The 20,616-nt window shown below is 68.0% G+C and carries 25 protein-coding genes; 10 read left to right on the forward strand and 15 right to left on the reverse strand.

Annotation, left to right across the window (positions count from 1 at the left end):
• Window positions 1-126 precede the first annotated feature (126 nt).
• Both rfbC and VAE53_RS01350 read left to right on the forward strand, forming a co-directional pair.
• Window positions 127-690 carry a dTDP-4-dehydrorhamnose 3,5-epimerase gene (rfbC, locus tag VAE53_RS01345; RefSeq protein WP_369294011.1) on the forward strand — a complete coding sequence of 188 codons (564 nt, stop codon included), beginning with the start codon at window positions 127-129 and terminating at the stop codon, window positions 688-690.
• Window positions 691-752: 62 nt separating this feature from the next.
• Window positions 753-2,132, forward strand: coding sequence for a hypothetical protein (locus tag VAE53_RS01350; protein WP_322817559.1), 1,380 nt, complete (start codon window positions 753-755; stop codon window positions 2,130-2,132).
• On the opposite strand, the gene VAE53_RS01355 is transcribed toward VAE53_RS01350, so the two are convergent.
• Window positions 2,084-2,971 carry a class I SAM-dependent methyltransferase gene (locus VAE53_RS01355; RefSeq protein WP_322817560.1) on the reverse strand — a complete coding sequence of 296 codons (888 nt, stop codon included), beginning with the start codon at window positions 2,969-2,971 and terminating at the stop codon, window positions 2,084-2,086. The genes VAE53_RS01350 and VAE53_RS01355 overlap by 49 nt on opposite strands.
• A gap of 97 nt (window positions 2,972-3,068) precedes the next feature.
• On the opposite strand from VAE53_RS01355, the gene VAE53_RS01360 reads away from it, so the two are divergent.
• Complete coding sequence (locus VAE53_RS01360) at window positions 3,069-4,700, forward strand: NAD(P)/FAD-dependent oxidoreductase (protein WP_322817561.1); 1,632 nt, start codon at window positions 3,069-3,071, stop codon at window positions 4,698-4,700.
• A 79-nt stretch (window positions 4,701-4,779) separates the two neighbouring features.
• Here the strand turns inward: VAE53_RS01360 and VAE53_RS01365 are convergent, their stop codons facing one another.
• Both VAE53_RS01365 and VAE53_RS01370 read right to left on the reverse strand, forming a co-directional pair.
• Entirely contained in the window at window positions 4,780-5,964 is a 1,185-nt protein-coding gene (locus VAE53_RS01365) for a thiolase family protein (protein WP_322817562.1), read from the reverse strand.
• A gap of 63 nt (window positions 5,965-6,027) precedes the next feature.
• Entirely contained in the window at window positions 6,028-6,990 is a 963-nt protein-coding gene (locus tag VAE53_RS01370) for a diacylglycerol kinase family protein (protein ID WP_322817563.1), read from the reverse strand.
• A 67-nt stretch (window positions 6,991-7,057) separates the two neighbouring features.
• Between VAE53_RS01370 and VAE53_RS01375 the strand changes: the two genes are divergently transcribed.
• The 6 genes from VAE53_RS01375 to VAE53_RS01400 all read left to right on the forward strand — a co-directional run bounded on the left by VAE53_RS01375 (window position 7,058) and on the right by VAE53_RS01400 (window position 10,451).
• A complete protein-coding gene (locus VAE53_RS01375) occupies window positions 7,058-7,906 on the forward strand; it encodes an FAD:protein FMN transferase (RefSeq protein WP_322817564.1) in 849 nt (282 codons plus the stop codon).
• 57 nt (window positions 7,907-7,963) lie between these two features.
• Window positions 7,964-8,476, forward strand: coding sequence for a hypothetical protein (locus tag VAE53_RS01380; RefSeq protein ID WP_322817565.1), 513 nt, complete (start codon window positions 7,964-7,966; stop codon window positions 8,474-8,476).
• A 22-nt stretch (window positions 8,477-8,498) separates the two neighbouring features.
• Window positions 8,499-9,086, forward strand: coding sequence for a hypothetical protein (locus VAE53_RS01385; protein ID WP_322817566.1), 588 nt, complete (start codon window positions 8,499-8,501; stop codon window positions 9,084-9,086).
• Window positions 9,087-9,190: 104 nt separating this feature from the next.
• Window positions 9,191-9,424, forward strand: coding sequence for a hypothetical protein (locus tag VAE53_RS01390; RefSeq protein ID WP_322817567.1), 234 nt, complete (start codon window positions 9,191-9,193; stop codon window positions 9,422-9,424).
• A gap of 27 nt (window positions 9,425-9,451) precedes the next feature.
• On the forward strand, window positions 9,452-9,775 hold the full coding sequence (locus VAE53_RS01395; protein ID WP_322817568.1) for a hypothetical protein: 324 nt from the start codon (window positions 9,452-9,454) through the stop codon (window positions 9,773-9,775).
• A 1-nt stretch (window position 9,776) separates the two neighbouring features.
• On the forward strand, window positions 9,777-10,451 hold the full coding sequence (locus tag VAE53_RS01400; RefSeq protein WP_322817569.1) for a hypothetical protein: 675 nt from the start codon (window positions 9,777-9,779) through the stop codon (window positions 10,449-10,451).
• A gap of 21 nt (window positions 10,452-10,472) precedes the next feature.
• Here VAE53_RS01400 and plsX read toward each other — a convergent pair whose 3' ends face one another.
• The 4 genes from plsX to VAE53_RS01420 are packed head-to-tail and all read right to left on the reverse strand — an operon-like array spanning window position 10,473 to window position 13,873.
• Window positions 10,473-11,525: a phosphate acyltransferase PlsX gene (gene plsX, locus VAE53_RS01405; protein WP_322817570.1), complete on the reverse strand. Its 1,053-nt coding sequence runs from the start codon at window positions 11,523-11,525 to the stop codon at window positions 10,473-10,475.
• On the reverse strand, window positions 11,522-12,289 hold the full coding sequence (locus VAE53_RS01410) for a class I SAM-dependent methyltransferase (RefSeq protein WP_322817571.1): 768 nt from the start codon (window positions 12,287-12,289) through the stop codon (window positions 11,522-11,524). The genes plsX and VAE53_RS01410 overlap by 4 nt, the downstream gene beginning before the upstream one ends.
• Before the next feature lie 22 nt (window positions 12,290-12,311).
• Window positions 12,312-13,091 carry an enoyl-CoA hydratase/isomerase family protein gene (locus VAE53_RS01415; protein ID WP_322817572.1) on the reverse strand — a complete coding sequence of 260 codons (780 nt, stop codon included), beginning with the start codon at window positions 13,089-13,091 and terminating at the stop codon, window positions 12,312-12,314.
• 23 nt (window positions 13,092-13,114) lie between these two features.
• Window positions 13,115-13,873 (reverse strand): SDR family NAD(P)-dependent oxidoreductase, encoded by a 759-nt coding sequence (locus VAE53_RS01420; RefSeq protein WP_322817573.1) that lies wholly within the window; start codon window positions 13,871-13,873, stop codon window positions 13,115-13,117.
• 101 nt (window positions 13,874-13,974) lie between these two features.
• Here VAE53_RS01420 and VAE53_RS01425 point away from each other — a divergent pair, with 101 nt between their 5' ends.
• Complete coding sequence (locus VAE53_RS01425) at window positions 13,975-14,532, forward strand: gamma carbonic anhydrase family protein (protein ID WP_322817574.1); 558 nt, start codon at window positions 13,975-13,977, stop codon at window positions 14,530-14,532.
• Between the two features lie 10 nt (window positions 14,533-14,542).
• On the opposite strand, the gene VAE53_RS01430 is transcribed toward VAE53_RS01425, so the two are convergent.
• From VAE53_RS01430 to mbhE, 8 genes are all read right to left on the reverse strand, one after another.
• A complete protein-coding gene (locus tag VAE53_RS01430; protein ID WP_322817575.1) occupies window positions 14,543-14,782 on the reverse strand; it encodes a hypothetical protein in 240 nt (79 codons plus the stop codon).
• Window positions 14,783-14,835: 53 nt separating this feature from the next.
• A complete protein-coding gene (gene mnhG / locus VAE53_RS01435) occupies window positions 14,836-15,288 on the reverse strand; it encodes a monovalent cation/H(+) antiporter subunit G (protein ID WP_322817576.1) in 453 nt (150 codons plus the stop codon).
• Entirely contained in the window at window positions 15,281-15,580 is a 300-nt protein-coding gene (locus tag VAE53_RS01440) for a monovalent cation/H+ antiporter complex subunit F (protein WP_322817577.1), read from the reverse strand. Before VAE53_RS01440 ends, mnhG begins: the two co-directional genes overlap by 8 nt.
• Entirely contained in the window at window positions 15,577-16,044 is a 468-nt protein-coding gene (locus VAE53_RS01445) for a Na+/H+ antiporter subunit E (protein WP_322817578.1), read from the reverse strand. The genes VAE53_RS01440 and VAE53_RS01445 overlap by 4 nt, the downstream gene beginning before the upstream one ends.
• On the reverse strand, window positions 16,041-17,531 hold the full coding sequence (locus VAE53_RS01450) for a proton-conducting transporter membrane subunit (protein ID WP_322817579.1): 1,491 nt from the start codon (window positions 17,529-17,531) through the stop codon (window positions 16,041-16,043). Before VAE53_RS01450 ends, VAE53_RS01445 begins: the two co-directional genes overlap by 4 nt.
• On the reverse strand, window positions 17,528-17,914 hold the full coding sequence (locus tag VAE53_RS01455) for an NADH-quinone oxidoreductase subunit K (protein ID WP_322817580.1): 387 nt from the start codon (window positions 17,912-17,914) through the stop codon (window positions 17,528-17,530). Before VAE53_RS01455 ends, VAE53_RS01450 begins: the two co-directional genes overlap by 4 nt.
• Before the next feature lie 3 nt (window positions 17,915-17,917).
• Window positions 17,918-18,328: an MnhB domain-containing protein gene (locus VAE53_RS01460; RefSeq protein ID WP_322817581.1), complete on the reverse strand. Its 411-nt coding sequence runs from the start codon at window positions 18,326-18,328 to the stop codon at window positions 17,918-17,920.
• Window positions 18,325-20,616, reverse strand: a 2,292-nt coding sequence (mbhE, locus tag VAE53_RS01465; RefSeq protein WP_322817582.1) for a hydrogen gas-evolving membrane-bound hydrogenase subunit E, incomplete at its 5' end; no start/stop codon positions are given. The genes mbhE and VAE53_RS01460, both read right to left, overlap by 4 nt.

The raw sequence follows: 20,616 nt of genomic DNA on the forward strand, positions 1-20,616 counted from the left end.
CCCGTCGAACAGCTCGGCCACCCCAAGTACTACAACATCGCCTGGATGCAGCTGCTCGAACAAATTCGGCCCGCCTACCAGGCCTCCACCCTCATCTTCGAACCATTCGAGGAGTAACCCGTGGACATCCACGTCTCAACCACCCCCCTCGAAGGCGTCCTCGTCATCGATACCGACTTCTTCCGTGACGAACGCGGCTTCTTCATCGAGGTCTACCACCAGGAGCGCTTCCGCCAACACGGCCTCCCCACCAACTTCGTCCAGGACAACCACTCCCGCTCCGGCAAGGCCGTCCTCCGCGGCTTCCACTACCAAGATATGACTGCCCCCATGGGCAAGCTCGTACGCTGCACCTACGGCGCCATCCTCGATGTCGCCGTCGACCTCCGCGTCGGCTCCCCCACCTTCGGTCGCTACTTCGCCATCGAACTCACCGCCGAAAACATGCGTCAGCTCTGGGTCCCCGAAGGCTTCGGCCACGCCTTCCTCACCCTCACCGACGCCGCCGAAGTCCAATACAAATGCACCGGCCTCTACACACCCCCCTCCGAAGGCACCATCGCCTGGAACGACCCGGATATCGGCGTCGACTGGCCCATCCAAGCCCCGGTCCTCTCCCAGCGCGACCAGAACGGCATGAGCCTCCGCCAGTACCTCCAACACCCCGCCTTCCACTACCGCCCCGCCTAGCTTCACCCCTTCCCTTTCCACAGCCTTGCCCTCACCGCTCACCCGAGCGGTATCCTGCCCCCATGCCACGCCCCCTCCGCCTCCTCCTCCCCGCCCTCCTCGTCGCCGCCATCGTCGCCTGCTCCTCACCAGCCGATAGCCCGCCCGCGCCCGGCGCAACCAGCCCCACGCCTGGCACCACGACAGGCGCTGCGCCCTCCTCCACCCCCACCACCGCCGCGCCAACCACCTACCGCCCCCTCGGCACCAGCGCCGGCATCGCTACCACAGCCGCCGACCCCGCCTTCGAACCCGTCGCCGGCGCCCGCGCCAGCTACGGCATCCTCGACCGCGCCGCCTACCGCATCGAAATCCCCGAAAACTGGAACGGCGAACTCGTCCTCTACGCCCACGGATTCGCCGGCTTCGGCACCCAAGTCGCCGTCGAAAATCCCCCGCGCCCCCTCCGCGAATACCTCGTCGCCAACGGCTTCGCCTGGGCCGCCAGCTCCTACTCCGAAAACGGCTACGTCCCCGGCATCGGCGCCGACGACACCCTCGCCCTCGCACACCACTTCGCCGACCAATTCGGCAAACCCAAGCGCACCTACCTCGTCGGTGCTTCCATGGGCGGCAACGTCGTCGCCCTCGCCCTCGAAAACCACCCCGGCGAATACGACGGCGCCCTCTCCCTCTGCGGCGCCCTCGGCGGCATCGAACAGATCGACTATCTCGTCTCGTGGGTCGCCCTCGCCGAATACTTCTCCGGCATCACCTTCCCCATCGGCCAGCCCGGAGCCGACCTCGCCGCCATCTTCCTCACCCGCCTCCCCGTCCTCCTCGGCACCCCCCAAACCCCCACCCAGGCAGGCCGCGCCTTCGCCTCCGCAATCAAATACCTCACCGGCGGGCCACGCCCCTTCTTCGCCGAAGGCTTCGCCGAACAGTACCTCGTCAACTTCGGCCTCGCCATGGTCGACCCCGAACGCAAACTCCTCGTCACCCGGGCCGCCACCAACGAAGCCCATACCTACGCCATCGACCCCGACTTCGGAATCACCGCCCAAGAGCTGAACACCCGCGTCCGCCGCTTCCCTCCCGACCCCCAAGCCCGCAACCCAGCCGCTCACCCCGACGCCGTTCCCACCACCGGCAACCTCTCCGCCCCTCTCCTCACCCTCCACAATACCGGCGACCTCTTCGTTCCCATCTCCCTCGAACAGTCCTACCTCGCAAAAGCACGCGCCGCCGGAAAGTCCGACCTCCTCGTCCAACGGGCTATCCGCGCCGCAGGCCACTGCAAATTCTCCCAACAAGAGCTCATCACCGCCTTCCAGGACCTCGTCCGCTGGGTCCGCGACGGTATCCGGCCCGCCGGCGACGACCTCTCCGGCGACCTCACCGACATCGGCCGTCAGTTCACCGACCCGCTCCGCCCCGGCGACCCGGGCGGCGTCGACTGACCAGCCCCCACCACCTCCGCGAGCAAACCCCCATCGCAGGCAAACGCCGCCAGCCCGCGGTCGATCAACGTCCGCCGCCGATCCACCCCGACCACCTCCCCTGCCGCCAGCACCGACGCCCGCCAGCGCTCCCGCAGCGGACGGCCCGCGGCCGCCAGCCATGCCCGCTCCCACGCCCCGAAAAACCCATCCAGCATCCCCCCAGGCTCCACGTGATGGATCAGCTCCCGCGGAAGAAAAGGCTGGAACGCCCGCGGGCCCTCCACCGCCAGCGCCCGCAGCCGCGCCCCGAAAACCAGCCGTCGCCGCACCAACGGCGGCGCCTCCCACCGACCCGGCGGCACCAGCGACGCCGATGTCCGCTCCCAAATCCACCAGCACGCCAGCCGACCCCACACATCGCACGTCCCCTCGATCAACAAAGCACCCGGAGCCATCCGCCGAGCCGCAATCTCGAGCGCCGCGCGCACCCCATCCACCGGATATTGCCGGAGCACATTGAAAGCCCGAACCAGCCCCGCCCGCTCCCCTGGCGCCAGCGGCAGCTCGAACCCACCACGCACGAACCGCAACCCCGCGCGCACGTACCCTTGCGCCCGCTCCGCCCGCTCAGGGTCGATCTCCACCCCCACCACCTCCGCTCGCCCGTTCAACCGCCGCAACCGCTGCAACAGCTCGATCGTCGTCACCGGCACATCGCCGAATCCGAGATCCACCACCGGCCCCGCCAGCCCTCGCACCACATCCGCATGGGCCACGGCCAGATACGTATCCACCAGCCGCAGGCGGTTCGGCGCCGTCTTGCCCCGCGTCACCTGCCCCGCCGGCCTCGTGCCCATACCCCAAATCCTCGCAAACCTCCCCATCAGCTGCACCCGTGGACAGGGCTTCGACACCAGTGCCAGAATCCCACCACCCCTCGAAGGAGCCCCTATCGTGACCTCGAACCCACCCCGAACCTTCGACGCCATCATCGTCGGCGCCGGCTTCGCCGGCCTCTACCAGCTCCTCCGCCTCCGTCGGGCCGGCTTCTCCGCCCGCGTCATCGAAGCCGGCGACAACGTCGGTGGCACCTGGTACTGGAACCGCTACCCCGGTGCCCGCTGCGATATCGAATCCGTCCAGTACCAATACGCCTTCGACCCCGAACTCGCCCGCGAATGGCGCTGGAGCGAACGCTACGCCACCCAGCCCGAAATCCTCCGCTACATCGAATACGTCGCCGACCGCTACGACCTCCGCCGCGACATCCAGTTCTCCACCCGCGTCACCGCCGCCCACTACGACGACACCGCCGCCCGCTGGACCGTCACCACCGACCACGGCGACACCTACACCTGCCGCTACCTCGTCATGGCCACCGGCTGCCTCTCCGTCCCCAAAACGCCCGAAGTCGCCGGCATCGAAAACTTCCAAGGCGAGTGGTACCACACCGGCGCCTGGCCGCACGAAGGCGTCGACTTCACCGGCAAGCGCGTCGCCGTCATCGGCACCGGCTCCTCGGCCATCCAGTCGATCCCCATCATCGCCCGCCAAGCCGCCCACCTCACCGTCTTCCAACGCACCCCCAACTTCTCCGTCCCCGCCCAAAACTACCCCCTCGACGAAGACGAGTGGCGGGCAGCAGCCGAACGCATCGCCGAGCTCCGTGCCGAGGCACGCACCACCTCGGCCGGCATCGTCGGCCTCCCCCTCAACGACATCTCTGCCCTCGCCGTCTCCGAAGAAGAGCGCCGCCGCGAATACGAACGCCGCTGGGCAATCGGCGGATTCGCCATCGGCGGCGCCTTCAACGACCTCGCCATCAACCCCGACGCCAACGAAACCGCCGCCGAATTCGTCCGCCAAAAAATCCGCGAAATCGTCCACGACCCCGAAACCGCCGAACTCCTCTGCCCGCGCGACTACCCCTTCGGCACCAAACGCCTCTGCGTCGATATCGCCTACTTCGAAACCTTCAATCGGCCCAACGTCACCCTTGTCTCCATCCGCGACAATCCCATCGCCGAACTCACCACGAAAGGCCTTCGCCTCGCCGACGGCACAGAGTACGAATTCGACACCATCGTCTTCGCCACCGGCTTCGATGCCATGACCGGCGCCCTCCTCCGCATCGACATCCGCGGCCGCGGCGGCCTCCAACTCCGCCAAAAGTGGGAAGCCGGCCCCCGCACCTACCTCGGCATCCAAATCGCCGGCTTCCCCAACCTGTTCACCATCACCGGCCCCGGAAGCCCCTCCGTCCTCTCCAACATGATCGTCTCCATCGAGCAGCACGTCGATTGGATCACCGATTGCCTCGAATACCTCCGCGAACGCGACCTCGCCACCATCGAACCATCCCCGGAAGCCGAAGAAGCCTGGGTCGACCACGTCAACCAGGTCGCCAACCTCACCCTCTACCCCCGCGCCAACTCCTGGTATATCGGCGCCAACGTCCCCGGCAAGCCACGCGTCTTCATGCCGTACATCGGCGGCGTAGGCACCTACGCCCAGAAATGCGCCGAGGTCGCAGCGAACGGCTACGAAGGCTTCATCCTCCAGCCCGAGCCCGCCCTCTCCCGCTGAACCGCCTCGCTACCGGCAACCACACAGAAGGGGCGTCCGTCGGACGCCCCTTCGTCCACCATTGCCCACGCCCGGCCGCCTAGTCGAGCCGCTCCACCACCGTCGCCGTGCCGATCCCGCCCCCGACGCACATCGTGATCAGCCCGTACCGGCCGCCCGTCCGCTCCAACTCGTTCACCAACGTCGCGAACAGCCGCGCACCCGTACACCCCGTCGGATGGCCAAGCGCAATCGCCCCACCGTTCACGTTCACCTTCCCCATGTCCGGGTTCAGCTCCCGCTTCCACGCCAGCACCACGCTCGCGAACGCCTCGTTGATCTCGAACAGGTCGATATCCCGCATCGTCAGCCCCGCACGCTGCAACGCCAGCGGCGTCGCCGTGATCGGCCCCGTCAGCATCAGCTCCGGATCCGAACCGACCACCGCCTGCGAAACGATCCGCGCCCGCGGCTTCCAGCCCATCTCCTTCGCCTTCTCCGGGTGCGTCAGCAACACCGCCGCCGAGCCATCCGTAATCTGGCTCGAATTCCCCGCGTGATGGACACCGTTCTCCTTGAAGCTCGGCTTCAAATTGGCGAGCACCTCCACCGTCGTCCCCGGCCGGATGCCCTCGTCGAAATCGATGATCGCATCCTCCCACTCCTCCGTCCCGTCCGCCTTCTTCACCTTCTTCTTGCCCGGCACGGGCACCATCTCCCTTTTGAAGCGCCCCTCCGCTTGCGCCCGCGCAGCCTTCGCCTGGCTCTCCACCGCGAACTCGTCCGCCTCCTCCCGGGTGATCCCCCACTTCTCAGCGATCCGCTCCGCAGCGATCCCCTGACTGCTCAAGTCGTACTGCTCGCGCATCGCATTCGTGAACGGGAACCCAAGCCCCTGGCCGATGTTCGCCCCCAGCGGAATCTGCGACATCCACTCCGTGCCCCCCGCGACCACCACATCGTGCACGCCCGCCGCGATCTGATTCGCCGCAAAATGCACCGCCTGTTGGCCCGAGCTGCACTGCCGATCCAGCGTCACCCCCGGAATCGTGTACGGCCACCGCGCCGTCAACACGATGTTCCGCGCCATATTCGTCGATTGCGCACCCACCTCCGAAACACACCCGTAGATCACATCGTCCACCACCTCCGGGTCCAGATGGTTCCGCTCCGCCAGCGCCTTCAACAGCAGCGCCGACGTCTCCACCGGATGATTCTGGCTCAGCACGCCACCGCGGCGCCCGAGCGGCGTCCGAACCGCATCGACAATCACAACTTCACGCATCGAGGGGCCCTTTCGTTGACCACGAACTTTCCTTGCCAGTGTAGGCCCCTCGGTTGCCGGGTGCTACCTGGCCGCTGCCTCGCCCGTCACCGGCGCCACGAACCGAAGCACCCCTGGCACCAGCTCGATCCGGGCCGGCAGGTAGCCGCCCATCTCCCCGTCCAGGTCCAGCCGCGTCGCCTTCGGAGAAGAAAGCTCGATTACCCGCGCCGGGTGCCGGTCCAGCCCCTCCATCCCCAGGTGCGTGCCCCCCTTCCTCTGCCCATCGACCGCCCGCAACACCTCCCGCCGCCCAAGATCCCCCCAGCGAATCACATCGAACAGGCCATCGTCCGGCGCCGCCCCCGGCGCCGCCACCAGGTCGCCACCCCAGAGCTCCATATTGTGCACACTGATCGTGTTGTACCGTCCGTCGAACTCCTGCCCATCCACCCGCACCGTGAAGCTCCGCCCCATCGGACCCAGCATCTTCACCACCGTCATCACCACGTAGGGCGCCGTATCGCCCAGCCGTTTCAGCCAGCGCGGCGTCGATTGCGAAATCTCCGGTACCCACCCCGCCGACGCCTCCAGCACGAAATACCGCACCACCTCGTTGCCGTCCGGCCCCACCGCCGTCACCCGGCCAACATCGATGCGCCGCTCCTCGCCGCTCACGATCGCCCGCAGCGCCCGCGCCCCACGCCCGATACCCAGGCACTTCGCAATATCCTTCCCCGTGCCCATCCCGATCGTCCCGACCTTCACCCGCTCCGCCGCACCCTCCGCCATCACCCCGTTCACCACCTCGTTCACCGTGCCATCGCCGCCGCACGCCACCAGGAACGTCCGCCCAGCGCCGATCGCCTCCCGAGCGAGCTCCGTTCCCTCCCCTGGCCGCGTCGTAAAAGCGCAGTCGGGCTCCAAGCCTGCCCGCTCGATCGCGTCGATCAGCGTCCCGATCCGGTGCCGCGTTCGCCCGCCCCCCGAAGCCGGATTGACAATGAAATACGGACGGTCGTGCGGCGGAATGGTTCTCGTATCCATAATCCCGATCGTCCTACGCTCCAACCCCAAGGGCAAAAACGTGGAACAACACGAATCCTTCCGCGCCATGGATACCGACGTCGACCTCATCGTCGTCGCCAGCGACAGGCCCCTCCTCCCATTCCTCGAGGCCCGACTCCTCTTCCAACAGCAAGAAGCGCGCTTCTCCCGCTTCCTCGAACACAGCCTCGTCTCCCGCCTCAATCGCGGCGAAACCATCGCCGACCCGTGGCTCGATGCGGTCATCCCGCTCACCCTCCAAGCATGGGCCGCCACCGACGGCCTCTTCAATCCGCTCGTCCTCCCCGCACTCGCCGCCGCCGGCTACGACCGAACCTTCCGCCAAATCACCAGCGGCGCCCCTCGCCCGCTCCCCCCACCCGACCCTCGCTCCGCCATCGAACACACCCCGAACGGGTGGCGCTTGCGCGAAGGTCAGCTCGACCTCGGTGGCATCGTCAAGGGCTGGACCGCCGACCTCGCCGCCGAACACCTCGCGACCGCCTGCCGCGCGCCCGCCATGGTCAACGCCGGCGGCGATATCCGCTGCCTCGGCGAAGAAACTCCAGGCCTCGCCGGCTGGCGTCTCTCCATCGAACACCCGTCCGGCGATACCGCCTGGGAAGGCACCATCGCCCACGCCCTCGCCACCTCCACCACCCTTCGCCGCCGCTGGCGAACCAGCGACGGCCGCATCGCCCACCACCTCATCGACCCCCGCACCGGCCTGCCCGCCGATTCTCCCTACGTCCAGGTCTCGGCCATCGCCCCCACCTGCCGCGAAGCCGAAATCTGGGCAAAAGCCGTCCTCATCGGAGGGCCCGAAACCCTCGACCTCGCCGCGACGCTCCATATTCCCACCTTCGCCATCGATGCCCGCGGTGGCGTCCACATCGGCCCCGGCTGGCCCATCTGACACCTTTCCCGTCCCTCCTCCGATGTACCGCGTGAAACCCCGCCATCGGAGGTCACCGTGAATCGACTCGCCTCACTTACCGTTGCGGCCCTCACGTCGGGCATCTCCGCCGCCGCGGTCGCCGCCACTGCCCTTTCCCAAGGGTTATTCGGCAGCCCCAGTCACCCCGCCCCCGCCCAGGAGGCCGCGCCCGCCTTCGAGCTCGCTGCCCAGACAGTGCCCCCAGCTCCCTCCGCCGCTCGCCCGACCCCCCTCGTCATCTACCAAGACCAGGAGCCCATCTACATCTACCAGCAGCTGCAAACCGCCGACCCTGGCAGCGACCGAGCAACCGCCCCGGCCGCCCCCGACGCGCCCAGGCCTGCACCCGCAACCACCACCAGCCCCAGCCCAGAACCATCCCCATCGCCCGCTCCATCCCCCACCCAAGCCCCATCCCCGACGCCCGCACCACCCACTCCCACCCCATCCCCTGCCGCCGCAGCCGCCCTCCCCACCGACGATCGCGGCGGGACCGCACCTCGCGATGCCCGCACGGAGCACGACGACGACCGCGACCACGACGACTGAAGAACCAAGGTGACGCAACGAAATGACGAAACAAACCCCCGGTGTCCGCTTCCTCTTCGCTCGCCTCGGAGTCGGGGTCTCCGCGGCAACGATGCTCGTCGGCACCTGGAACGCCATCGCCGCCGCCGAACACCGCCCAGCCGACACCACCGACGCCACCACCACCGACAGCACCGACGCCAGCATCGACCCCTCCACCCTTGCATCCGCTGCAGCGCCCGGTCCCGCCACCACGGATCCCGCCACCCCGCCGTCCGAAACCGCCCCCCAGCAGGTGATCGTCATCCAGCGACAGCCGGTGTATTACATCGTCCAGGTCCCCGTCTCCACATCGACGCAGCCCAGCGCCACCGACGGCGACCAGCCATCACAACCCGCGGACGCCGTCCCCACGGCCGCCCCCACCTCGAGCGCTCCTCCGACTCCGACTGCCGTCCGACCCACATCGGCCGCCCCGTCCCAACCACCCGCGCTCCCTCCCCTCCCGACCCCACCTCCACCGGCACCAGCAGCACCCGCTCCCCAGCCGACCCTCGCCGTGGCCCCAGCACCATCCAGCCCGCCAAAGGCCGCCCCTACCAGCACACCCAAAAAATCCAAAGGGTCGTGACCCAGTCCTGTAAAGGAAGAAAAAAAAATCCGCACGCCCCGTGACACCTCCCCCAGTCCGCCACCCATATACATTGGTGAAAGCAACCACTGGGGAGGAGACCCGTGAATCGAATCGCTGCCATCGTCGCCGCCAGCATCACTGCCGGGCTGTCCTTCGCCGCCCTCGGCGCCATGGCCGCATCCCAAGGCGTGCTCGATATCGGCACCGCCATTCCCGCCGTCGCCAAGGCCGTCACGTTCTCCGACGACCACGACGAACATGACGACCACGACGAATACGACGACCACGACGAACATGACGACCACGACGAACATGACGACCACGACGAATACTGACGACCACGACGAAAGGCACGAGAAGAAATGGCACGAGAAGAAATGGCACGAGAAGAACGAGAAGGCTCGAAAGAGAGCACGACGATGACTAGCCGCCCATCGCGCTCGCGCTACAAAGCCACCCGTATCCTCGTCGCGGCAACCGCCGCCGGAACTTTCGCCCTCGGCTGGGCCATCATCGCCGCCGCTGGCCCGCGAGCCCCCCTCACCGACCCCCTTCCGGCCGACCAGAGCACTGCCCTCGTCTCCGGCCCCGAACGCCCCGCGGGGCTCGCTCCCTCATCCCCTTCCGCCAACCAGCTTCGCGATATGGCACCAGCCGAGCGCCAGCGCGCCTCACGAGGTTCATGACATGCAGCTCCGGTGGATGATCCTGGCATCGATCGCGTTCGGCCTCCTCCTCGGCACGTTCGTCGCCGCTCCCCTTGGCCACCTCCTTCCCCCTGCCCAAGGCCACGGCGCCTGGTACGCCTCCCGCGCCGCCGGGCTCGTCGCTTACCTCTTCCTCTGGCTCTCCCTCGCCGGCGGCCTCCTCATGTCCTCCGCCTGGTTCGACGGCATCGTCAGCCGCGGCCGCCTCCTCGCCCTTCACCAAAGCTTCGCCATCGCCGGGCTCGCCCTCGGCCTCGGCCATGCCCTCGTCCTCATCCCCGACGGCTGGACGCACTTCGGCCTCGTCGACCTTTTCGTCCCCTTCGCCTCCTACTACCAACCCGCCGATACCGCCCTCGGCACCATAGCCCTCTACCTCTTTGCCATCGTGAGCTTCAGCTTCTGGTTCCGTGGCGCCATCGGCATTGCAACCTGGCGCTGGATCCACCGCGCTTCGTTCGTCGCCTACGGCGCCGCCCTCTGGCATGGGTTTCGCATCGGGACCGATACGCAAACACTTCCGGTCCAGCTCCTCTACCTGCTAACTTCTTCCTTGCTCGTGGGAGCCCTCGTGCTTCGGCTCACGTACGTGCGGCCGCGCCGCCAGGCAGCCGCTCGCCCTCCGTCCCGAACGGCTGCCAGCCAGGCGGGGTAAGGCCTCGGGAGGGCGTCGCCGTCATTCCTCCCCAATGTCCCCAGCGGCGCCCTCCCCCGCGCCCTTCTCCCGCGCCGGTACCTCTTTCCCCACGGCCCGCACCTTCTCCAACACCCCGTTCTGCACTGCATCCCGAGCCGCCTTCAACGCATTGAAGATCGCCCTCGCATTCGACCGGCCGTGCCCGATCACCACGATCCCATCCACCCCCACCAGCTGCGCACCACCATATTCCGCGTAGTCCAGCTGCCGCTTCACCTTCCGCAACTCCGACATCAAAATCAGCCCAGCCGCCTTGTTCCACGGCGTCAGCTCCACCGCCTTCCGCAACTCGCCGAAGAGCAGCTCCGCGATGCCCTCCGCCGTCTTCAACACCACATTCCCCGTAAAACCGTCCATCACCACCACGTCCGCCAAGCCCCGCGGCAGGTCCTTCCCCTCCACGTTGCCGACGAAGTTCAGCCGGCTCCCCCGCAGCATCTGGTGGACCTCCAGCGTCAGCTGATTCCCCTTCGTCTCCTCCTCGCCAATCGAGAGCAGCGCAACCCGAGGCCGATTCACCCCGAACATCCGCTCCATGTACGCCGCGCCCATGTGCGCGAACTGGTACAGGTGAATCGGCCGACAATCCGCGTTCGCACCGACGTCGAGCAGCATCGTCAGTCTGCCCTCCGCCGCAGGGAAAATCGTCGCCAGCGCCGGGCGCCCGATACCCTTCACCCGGCCCAACGTCAACAACGCCGCCGCCATCGTCGCCCCCGTGTTCCCCGCCGTCACGAAAGCGTCCGCTTCCCCCCGCTTCAGCATCTCCAAACCGACAACGATCGAACTCTTCCGCTTCGCCCGCACCGCATCCGTCGCGTGCTCATCCATCCCGATGACATCTGGCGTATCCACTATCCGCACATCCCGAATCGTCGCCGTTCCCCTGAGCTCCGATTCGATCGCGTCCTGGCGCCCCACCAGAATCAGCTCCACCCCCAGCACGCCCGCCGCCATCAGCGCCCCGGCTACCGGCTCCCCTGGCGCGTTGTCCCCGCCCATCGCATCCAGCACAATCCTCGGCACCTTCATCGCGAACGCCTCCGCGCAATCACCAGCATCCGGTCGCTCCCGCCATCCAGCGGCGAAAGGTCATAATCCCCGAACAGCTCCTCCAGCTCCAGGCCGGCCGCCTCCAGCAAATACTCCATCTCCCACCGCCCCACGTACCGCAACCGGTGGACCGCCACCCTCCGGCGCACCGACCCATCGTCGCCCAACGTCTCGTAACTCACGCGCAGCGTTCGCACCTGTTCCGCCAGATCGTCCTCGTGCACGTGCCAACACTCGAACGGCTCACCATCCTCCGTCTCGCCCGAGAACACCAAGAGCGGCTGCCCGTTCGTCGCCGGGTCGAGCCATTGCCCCGGACCCGGCAAATCCAGAGCCAACGTCCCGTCGAACGTGAGCGCCTCCGCCAGCCGTGCCAGCGTCCCGCGCTGCTCCTCACCATCCCGGCAGTAGCAAAACACATCCAGCGGTACCACGATGAACCCGTATCGACCGCGCTCCAGCTCCAGGTCCAGAACCCGTCCCTCGAGAAATCGCACCTCCACCCCACGCTCCTCCGCCCGGCGCCGCGCCCGTTCGAGCATCGCCGGCGAAGGATCGATGCCCGTCACCGCGTGGCCGCGCAAAGCGAGCTCGACCGCGATACGCCCGCTCCCACAGCCCACCTCCAACACCGGCCGGTCTGTCCGCCCCGCGAACGCGACCCACAGGTCGATATCGTCCCGGAACGCATCGTGCATCGCGTCGTAGAACGCAGCGTCGGGGGCGTAGGGATCGTGCAGCACCCCCGCCATTCTCCCCCGCGCCTCAGCTCCCTGTCGAACGCCCGCCCCGCTCCTGCGCGAGCAGCCGTGCGAGCACGAGGTAATCAGGATCGCTATGCGTCACGTGTGCGGGCACCATCGCCTCCGCCAACGCCGCGCAGGTGCTCTTCGTTACCGCCAGCGCCATCGGGTCCTTCGAAAGCAACTGGCGAGCGAGCTCACGAGCCGCCGTCAGCGCGCCGCCCTCCGGAGCGAGCCGATTCACGAAGCCCCACGCCGCCGCCTGCTCCGCCGTGAACCGTTCGCACGTCATCACCAGCTCCCGCGTCCGCGCAGGGCCCAGCTCCCGCATGAGCCGCGGCAACGCATTCCACGTCAGCGGAATCTCCAGGTCCACCTCGGGGATCGAAAACCACGCCGTCGCTGCCGCGACCCGCAAATCCAAGCACGCCAACAACACCACCGCACCGCCGATGGCCAGCCCGTTCACCGCGCCGATCGTCACCTGCGGCAGCCCCTCCAGCGCCGCCGCCGTTCGGTTCCCCTGCATCGCCCGAATCCGCTCCCGAAGCGGCGAACGCTCCGCCTGCAGCGTCGCCAGCGGTCGCCGATTCGCATCCGAAGGACTTCCCCCAAGGTCGGCCCCCGCCGAGAATGCCCGTCCCGCTCCCGTCACCACCACCACCCGCGCCTCCGCATCCTCCGCCAACTCCCGGCAAACCGCCTGCAACTCCGCGTGCATCCGGCCGCTGATCGCATTCAGCTTCTCCGGCCGGTTCAGGGTAACCGTCACCAGCCCGGGCAGCTCCTCGTCCCGTTCCACGAGCAACGTCTCCCACGTCGCCATCAGTACGGCCGGACCTCTCGGGCAAAATCCCGTCCCCCCCGCACCGTCACCCGCATGATCGCCCCCGCCCGCGAATCGTCCTCGATCAACTCGATCACCCCGGCGGCCACATCCTCCGGCTGCAGAATACCCCCGACAAGCTTCGCCACCTCCGCCACCCGCTCGTCCCCGCTCCGCCGCACCAGCGGCGTATCCGTGAACGAAGGACAGATCGCGTTCACCCGGATGCCATCCGATTCGGCCAAGTACGCCAGCGACCGCGTAAAGTTGACCACCCCCGCCTTCGACGCCGCATATACCGGCGAATCCGGCATCGGCAGCAGCCCCCCCATCGAGGCCGTGTTCACGATCACCCCACCCTTCCCGCTCCGCCGCATCTCGCGCACCGCAATCCGCGTCGCATCGATCACCGCGATCAAATTGATCTCGATGATCCGTTGCCAGGGCCCCGGGTCGTCCCCGAAAAGGTCCTCACCCCCGATCCCCGCATTGTTGAACACGATATCGAGCCCGTTCCAATGTTCGAACGCGCACGCCATCGCCGCTGCCAAGTCCTCCGTCCGCGTCACGTCGCACCGCCGCGCGATGGCCACCCCACCGCCGGTCGCCCCGGCCAAGTCCACCGTCTCCCTCGCGCCCGCCTCGTCGATATCCGCAACGATCACCCGAGCGCCCCGTCGCACCAACTCCAGCACCGTCGCCCGCCCGATCCCCGAACCGCCCCCGCTCACCACTGCCACCTTACCGTCGATCTCCATGAGCCACCTCCGTGCGCCGTCGTGCTTCGCCCGGCATTGTAGGCGGCTCCCTCCTCCCGGGCACGTCGACCCTTGCGCCCGCCTGCCGCAGAATCCCGTCCGTGCCCATCTACGCCGTCGGCGACAAAACCCCGCGCATCCATCCCACCGCCTTCGTCGCCCCGACCGCGACCGTCGTCGGCGATGTCACCATCCACGCCCACGCATCCATCTGGTACGGCGCCGTCGTTCGCGGCGATACCAGCTACGTCGTCATCGGCCGCGGCGCCAACATCCAGGACGGCGCCGTCGTCCACAGCCGCGCCGGCAACCCCGCCCTCATCGGCGAAGAGGTCTCCGTCGCCCACGGCTGCGTCGTCCACGGCGCAACTATCGGCGCCCGAGCCCTCATCGCCAACGGCGCCATCGTCCTCGACGGAGCCATCGTCGGCGAAGGCGCACTCGTCGCAGCCGGCGCCGTCGTCCCGCCCGGTGCCGAAATCCCCGCCGGCACGCTCGCCCTCGGCATCCCCGCCCAAACAAAAGGCCCCCTCGCCGGAACCCCCGCCGAAGAGTGGGTCCGGACTGGCCCCGAGCGCTACGCCATGCTCACCGCACTCCATCGGGCAGGCCTGCGCGAGCTCCAGCGCCCCGACGTCCCGCCACCAGAAGAACCCTGACCCACCACAGCTAAAGCTTCAGGCCCAGCAGCTCCCGCGTCACCGATCCATCCGCATGCACCGTCACGTGGACCCACGTAATCCGCAGCTTCACCTTTCGGGAGCCCCGCTCGATCCACACCTCGTCGCCCTTCTCCCACCGATAATCCGAATCGATCGTGCAGTAGTGCTCGCCCTTGCTCCCGCTGAACGGGTCGGCCTCGTAGAACGATGTCTTCATCCCGTACACCGTCTCCAACGCATCTCCCAAGAGCCTACCCCGCCCATCTGACCCGGAGAAGTCTCGCCCGCCACACCATCGCCCTAGCCCGAGCCGTCCCCTACCTCGCTCGGCCGTTCCTGCGTCAGCACCACCGGTCGACTCGCCCTTCCTGGAGCCAGCCGGCCGGGGCCCAGCTCCTCCTCCAGCGAAGCCAGCGCGTGCGCACGCTCGTTGTACCGCCCGCGAAGGTCATCCCGCACCGACCCCCGCCAGAGCGGCACACCGAGAAAGTACGCCGCCCGCCCAAGGAGATGCGCCGCGACCGGGCCCGTCATCGCGATGAACACCGCTGCCGCCGCCGCGCGCGTCACCACCGCCAGCTCCCCGAACTCGATCGCCGCCGCCGCGAGCACGAAGACCACCCCGAGCGTCGCCGCCTTGGTCGTCGCCTGCATCCGCGTGAACAGATCCGGCATCCGCACCACGCCCAATCCCGCCAGGAACATCAGCGCCGCCCCCGCCACCGCCAACAACCCGACCGTCACGTCAGTCATCGCCATCCCCCCTGGGGGTCGCCCCCTTCTCGATGTAGTACGCGAACGCCGTCGTCGCCAGGAACGTCACCAGCGTCAGCACGATGCCCACATCCAGGTAGGCCGTTTCCCCCGCCGCGATGGCGTACACCGTCAACAGCCCCAACCCCAAAAGCGTCAGCAAGTCCAGCGCCACCACCCGGTCCGGCAGGCTCGGCCCCCGCAGCAGCCGGAACCCAGCGAGCACCACCCCACCACAGAGCAGCCCCACCGCCGCCACCAACCACGGATCGCCCGCCAGCAGCCCGCTCATTCCAACAGCTCCTTCACCCGTCGTTCGAAGCCATCCTTCTGTTCTCGGCGAAAGGCCTCCGCGTCCTCCACCCACATCCCATGCACATAGAGCGTCTTCCGGTCCTCCGAAACATCGAGCACCAGCGTACCCGGCGTCAGCGTCATCACCATCGAAAGAAACGCGATCTTCCCATCACCCTCCAAGTCCAACGGCACGCCGACGACACCCGGCGCGATCGGCGGCCGCGGCGAAAGCACATCCCGCGCCACCCGCAGATTCGCCCGCACCAGCTCGTAGGCGAAGTACCCAGCGAACACCGCCAGCCCCCTCGCCTTCCGCAAATAGTCCGTCCCTCCCCCGCCGAGGAAGATCAGCACCCCCAGCCCGAGCGCGATGCCCGCCGTCAGCTGCGTGCTCCCGATCGTCCCGTTCAGCGCCGCCCAAGCCGCAGCCAGCAGCAACACCCAGAGCAACCCCTTCATCGTGCACCTCCCAAAACCGCCTCGATGTATCCGTTCCGGTCGAACAACTGCTGCCCCGCCAGCTCCATCGGCCGCCACCACCACTCCGCCCCCACCCCCATCGCCACCGCCAGAACGGCGAACGCCCCAACCGGCAGCCACGCAGCCGCACCGACCGACCCCTCGCCGACCGCTCCCCCCGGCGAAGGTTTCAGGAACGCCTCCGTCCAGATCTTCACCATCGAGAACAACGTCAAGAGTCCCACCCCGAGCATCACCGCCGCCGCAGCGTACTCCCGCTCCTCCACCGCCGCCCGCACCATGATGAATTTCGCGAAAAAGCCCGAAAGCGGCGGCACCCCTGCCAAACTGAACGCCGAAACGAAAAACGCAACCGCCAACCACGGATGCGCCCGGCCCAGCCCACCGAGCGACTCCAGCTCGTAGCTCCCCCGCAACCGCCGCACCACACCCGCCACGAAGAATAGATTCGTCTTCGCAACGATGTTGTGCACCAAATAGAACAGTGCACCCCCGAGCGCCAATGGCGAAGCGATCGCCAGCCCCATCGTCATGTAGCCAATCTGGCTCACGATGTGAAACGAAAGAATCCGCTTCATATCCTGGTGCGCCGCAGCCCCCAACACCCCACTCACCATCGTCGCCGCTGAAATCCACCACAGCAGCTCCCGCGTGTACCCCGCATCCTGCGTGAACACCAACGTGAACACGCGCAGCAGCGCATACACCCCCACCTTCGTCAGCAACCCCGCGAACAGCGCCGCCACCGGCGCCGGCGCCGTATGGTACGACGCCGGCAGCCACGAATAGAGCGGGAACACCGCCGCCTTCAACCCGAACGCCACCAAAAACAGCATCGCCACCACCGTCAGATAGCGCGCACCCTCCCCCGCCTCCGCCACCTCCACCGCCAGCTGCGCCATGTTCAACGTCCCCATCGCCCCGTACAACAACCCCACCCCCGAAAGAAACGCCACCGACCCCATCAGATTCAGCACCACATACTTCATCCCCGCCTCGAACTGCGGCCGCTCCCCGCCAATCACCATCAGCACGAACGAGGCCATCAACATGACCTCGAACCAAACATAAAGATTGAAAATATCACCCGAAAGAAACGCCCCGCAGACACCCAACAACAGCACATGCATCAGCGGGTAGTACCCCGCTCGCACGCGGGCCTCGTCCACATTGCCCGCCGAATACACCGCAGCCCCCAGCCCCACCACACCCGCAGCCGTCACCAACACCGTCGAAAGCATGTCCGCAACCAGCACGATACCGAATGGCGCCGGCCAGCCCCCAACCTCCAACACCTGGATCCCCTCTCGCCACGACCACCCCAGCAACGCCACCGCACACCCCAAAAGCACCGCCGCCCCCCCGATCGCAATCGGCGCCTGCCAGCGCGGCCAGCGCAGCGTCAGCAACCCCGCAATCGCCGCCACCAGCGGAACCGCCAACGGGAGTCCAACCAGCAGGCTCACCCCTCCTCCTCCCGTATCACCCGGACCGGCGGAGGGGGCGGCTCCGTCGTCGTCAGCGCATCGATGTCATCGCTCGCCACCGAGCGATACACCCGGTAGGCCAACGCCATCGCGAACGCCTGGATCGCGAACCCGATCACGATGGCCGTCAAGATGAGCGCCTGCGGAACCGGATCCGCTGCCCCAGCCCCCAGCGTCGAGTCGCCCCCGCCGATGATCGGCGGCTCCCCTCGGACCAACCCCGCGGCCACGAAAATCAGCACGTTCGCCCCGTTCGTCAGCAACGCCAGCCCGATCACCATCTGCGCCAGCGTCCGCCGGAGCAGCAGATACAGCCCGCAGGCGTACAACCATCCCACCGTCACCGCCAGCAACAGCTCCATCCGCTACTCCTCCCCCATCAGCGGCACGATCACCGCCAGCGCCACCCCGATCACCACCAAGTAAACGCCCACATCGAACAGCAACGGCGTGCCCAGCTTCACCGTCTCGCCCACCTCCACCGTCACCCAGCGCCCCTCCAGCAAGACGCCCCCCGTCACCACACCCACGAACCCACTCCCGAGCGCAACCCCGAGCCCCAGCGGGATCAGCACCAACGGCGAAACCCGCACCGCCCGCCAGCCCACCATCGGCGCATACGCCACCGAGAGCAGAACGAACGCCGCCGCCGCCATCATCCCCCCGGCGAACCCGCCCCCAGGCGCATTGTGCCCCCGCCACAGCAGATAGAGCGAAGCCAGCAGCAACAGCGAAGCCAACAGCCGCCCCACCGAACGCAGAATCGACGAATTCATCGCGGCCGCCTCCGCACGGAAATCAGCGCATACACCCCGAACGCCGCCGTCCCCAACACCACAATCTCCCCCAGCGTATCCAGCGCCCGGAAATCCACCAGAATCACGTTCACCACGTTCCGCCCGAAGGCCTCCGTATAGGCCGTCTCCCCGAAATACGCCGCGATCGGCTTACCCTCCTGCCGCCCCAGCGCAGCCAGGACCAGCACGCTCATCGTCGCCCCCACCACGAGCGCCGCCGCCCCATCGCGCAGCCTTCGCGAAAGCGGACCACGCTCCACCAGCTTCGGCAGCCGGTAGAACACCAACACGAACAGCATCACCGTCAGCGTCTCGACCAGAATCTGCGTCAGCGCAAGGTCCGGACCACCGAACAGCGCATACAGCAACGCCACCCCGAACCCCACCGCCCCCAGCGCCGTCACCGCCGCCAACCTCGACATGTGCACGATCGCCGCCGTCGCCCCCGCCACGATCGTCAACGCGATCAGCACCTCGTAAAAAGCCGGCATCAGCCACGCCCGCTCCATCGGCCCGCCCCAGCGGATCAGCGCCGCCCCCGCCAGCCCCGTGAACGTCACCAGGACGATCGCGATGTACCCCCGCAGGTAGCCGCGCTGAACCCACACCGTGTGGAAGCGCGCCAGCCGCTGCACCCCGTAATAGACCGCGTCGTAGGCCTTCGGCCCCGAAGGGAACCATCGCGCCCCCATCGCCTTCGCCGTCGGCCCCACCAGCCGCGGCAGCCCAAAGCCGACCGCAACGCCCACCCCCACCGAGAGCGCGCTCAGACCGAGCGCCACGTTCAACCCATGCCACCATTGCACCGAAACCTTCACCGGCCCGCCCGCAACCGCCGCCGTCGCCGGCGCGATCAACCGCCCCTCGATCACCCCCGGAAAGAGCGCCAGCCCCACCGACACCACCCCGAGCACCAGCGGGCCCGCCACCAGCCCGACGCTTCCCTCGTGCGGATCGCGCCCCGCCCGCCGGGGCCCCGCGAACGGCCGCAACAACGCCACCCCCGCCGCCGTGAAGAGCGCCCCCGAGACCACCACCGCCGCCAGCACCACCAGCCCCATCCACCCCGCCTCCTCCAGTCCCGCCTCGATCGCCGCCTCCTTCCCGATGAACGAAAGCACCGGCCCGAATCCCGCCAGCCCCACACATCCCGCGATCACCGCCACGAACGTCCACGGCATCGCCCTCCGCAGCCCCCCGAGCTCGTCCAACAGCCGCGTCCCCGTCCCATGGTCCACCGTCCCCGCCGCCATGAACAGCGCCCCCTTGTAGAGCGCATGCCCCACCGTGAACACCATCGCGGCCTTGATCGCCAGCGGCGTACCCAGCCCCAGCAGCATCACCAGCAGCCCGAGCGCACCCACCGTCGTGTACGCCAGCACGCGCTTCACGTCCCGCTCGTGGATCGCCACGAAAGCCCCCACCACCAGCGTCACCGCCCCTACCACGGTCAAAGCCGGTCGCCAGCCGTCCAGGTCACCCAGCACCGGGTGGAGCCGCGCCAACAAATACACCCCCGCCTTCACCATCGTCGCCGAATGGAGGTAGGCGCTCACCGGCGTCGGCGCGGCCATCGCCCCCGGCAACCAGAAGTGGAACGGCACCTGCGCCGATTTCGTGAACGCCCCCACCAGCACCAGCACCAGCGCTCCATGCGCCAGCGAGCTCCGCCCGATGGCCTCAGCCGACATCTCCGAAATCCGATACGTCCCCGCAACCTGCCCCAGCACCACCAAGCCAGCCAGCAACGCAAGCCCCCCCGCCCCCGTCACCAAGAGCGCCTGGACCGCCGCCTTCCGCGCCTTCGCCTTCTCCTGCTCGAACGAAATCAGCAGGAACGATGTCACACTCGTCAGCTCCCACGCACAGAACAACGTGATCGCATCGTCCGCGAACACCACCCCGAGCATCGCTCCCATGAACGCCAAGAGCATCGCCTCCAGCCGACCCGCCCCTGGCTTCCCCGCCATGTACGCCTCCGCGTACACCAGCACCAGCGCCCCGATCCCCGTGATCGCCAGCCCGAACAGCAGCGCCAGCCCATCCGCCCGGAGCGCCAGCTCCACCCCCAACGATGGCACCCACCGCGCCGACCAGGTCACCGGCTCGCCACCCGCCACGCCGTCGAGCAGCACCAGCAGCCACCCGAATGCCCCGGCCGGAACCGCCGCCAGCGCCAGCCCCCGCCACCTCCGCGCCGGAAGCGCCAGCGCTAGCGGCACCGCCGCGAACACCGCCGCAAGAATGACAACGAGGGCCAACCTACA

The organism is Tepidiforma sp. (assembly GCF_034432735.1).
GTDB lineage: Bacteria > Chloroflexota > Dehalococcoidia > Tepidiformales > Tepidiformaceae > Tepidiforma.

What these genes read in the sequence shown, in the direction of transcription:
- VAE53_RS01355 (WP_322817560.1), bottom strand. Translation starts at nt 2,971, where the DNA reads ATGGGCACGAGGCCGGCGGGGCAGGTGACGCGGGGCAAGACGGCGCCG.
- VAE53_RS01365 (WP_322817562.1), bottom strand. Translation starts at nt 5,964, where the DNA reads ATGCGTGAAGTTGTGATTGTCGATGCGGTTCGGACGCCGCTCGGGCGC.
- VAE53_RS01395 (WP_322817568.1), top strand. Translation starts at nt 9,452, where the DNA reads ATGGCACGAGAAGAAATGGCACGAGAAGAACGAGAAGGCTCGAAAGAG.
- VAE53_RS01370 (WP_322817563.1), bottom strand. Translation starts at nt 6,990, where the DNA reads ATGGATACGAGAACCATTCCGCCGCACGACCGTCCGTATTTCATTGTC.
- VAE53_RS01440 (WP_322817577.1), bottom strand. Translation starts at nt 15,580, where the DNA reads ATGAGCGGGCTGCTGGCGGGCGATCCGTGGTTGGTGGCGGCGGTGGGG.
- VAE53_RS01445 (WP_322817578.1), bottom strand. Translation starts at nt 16,044, where the DNA reads ATGAAGGGGTTGCTCTGGGTGTTGCTGCTGGCTGCGGCTTGGGCGGCG.
- VAE53_RS01460 (WP_322817581.1), bottom strand. Translation starts at nt 18,328, where the DNA reads ATGAATTCGTCGATTCTGCGTTCGGTGGGGCGGCTGTTGGCTTCGCTG.
- VAE53_RS01375 (WP_322817564.1), top strand. Translation starts at nt 7,058, where the DNA reads ATGGATACCGACGTCGACCTCATCGTCGTCGCCAGCGACAGGCCCCTC.
- VAE53_RS01400 (WP_322817569.1), top strand. Translation starts at nt 9,777, where the DNA reads ATGCAGCTCCGGTGGATGATCCTGGCATCGATCGCGTTCGGCCTCCTC.
- VAE53_RS01385 (WP_322817566.1), top strand. Translation starts at nt 8,499, where the DNA reads ATGACGAAACAAACCCCCGGTGTCCGCTTCCTCTTCGCTCGCCTCGGA.
- VAE53_RS01455 (WP_322817580.1), bottom strand. Translation starts at nt 17,914, where the DNA reads ATGGAGCTGTTGCTGGCGGTGACGGTGGGATGGTTGTACGCCTGCGGG.
- plsX (WP_322817570.1), bottom strand. Translation starts at nt 11,525, where the DNA reads ATGAAGGTGCCGAGGATTGTGCTGGATGCGATGGGCGGGGACAACGCG.
- VAE53_RS01350 (WP_322817559.1), top strand. Translation starts at nt 753, where the DNA reads ATGCCACGCCCCCTCCGCCTCCTCCTCCCCGCCCTCCTCGTCGCCGCC.
- VAE53_RS01420 (WP_322817573.1), bottom strand. Translation starts at nt 13,873, where the DNA reads ATGGAGATCGACGGTAAGGTGGCAGTGGTGAGCGGGGGCGGTTCGGGG.
- mnhG (WP_322817576.1), bottom strand. Translation starts at nt 15,288, where the DNA reads ATGACTGACGTGACGGTCGGGTTGTTGGCGGTGGCGGGGGCGGCGCTG.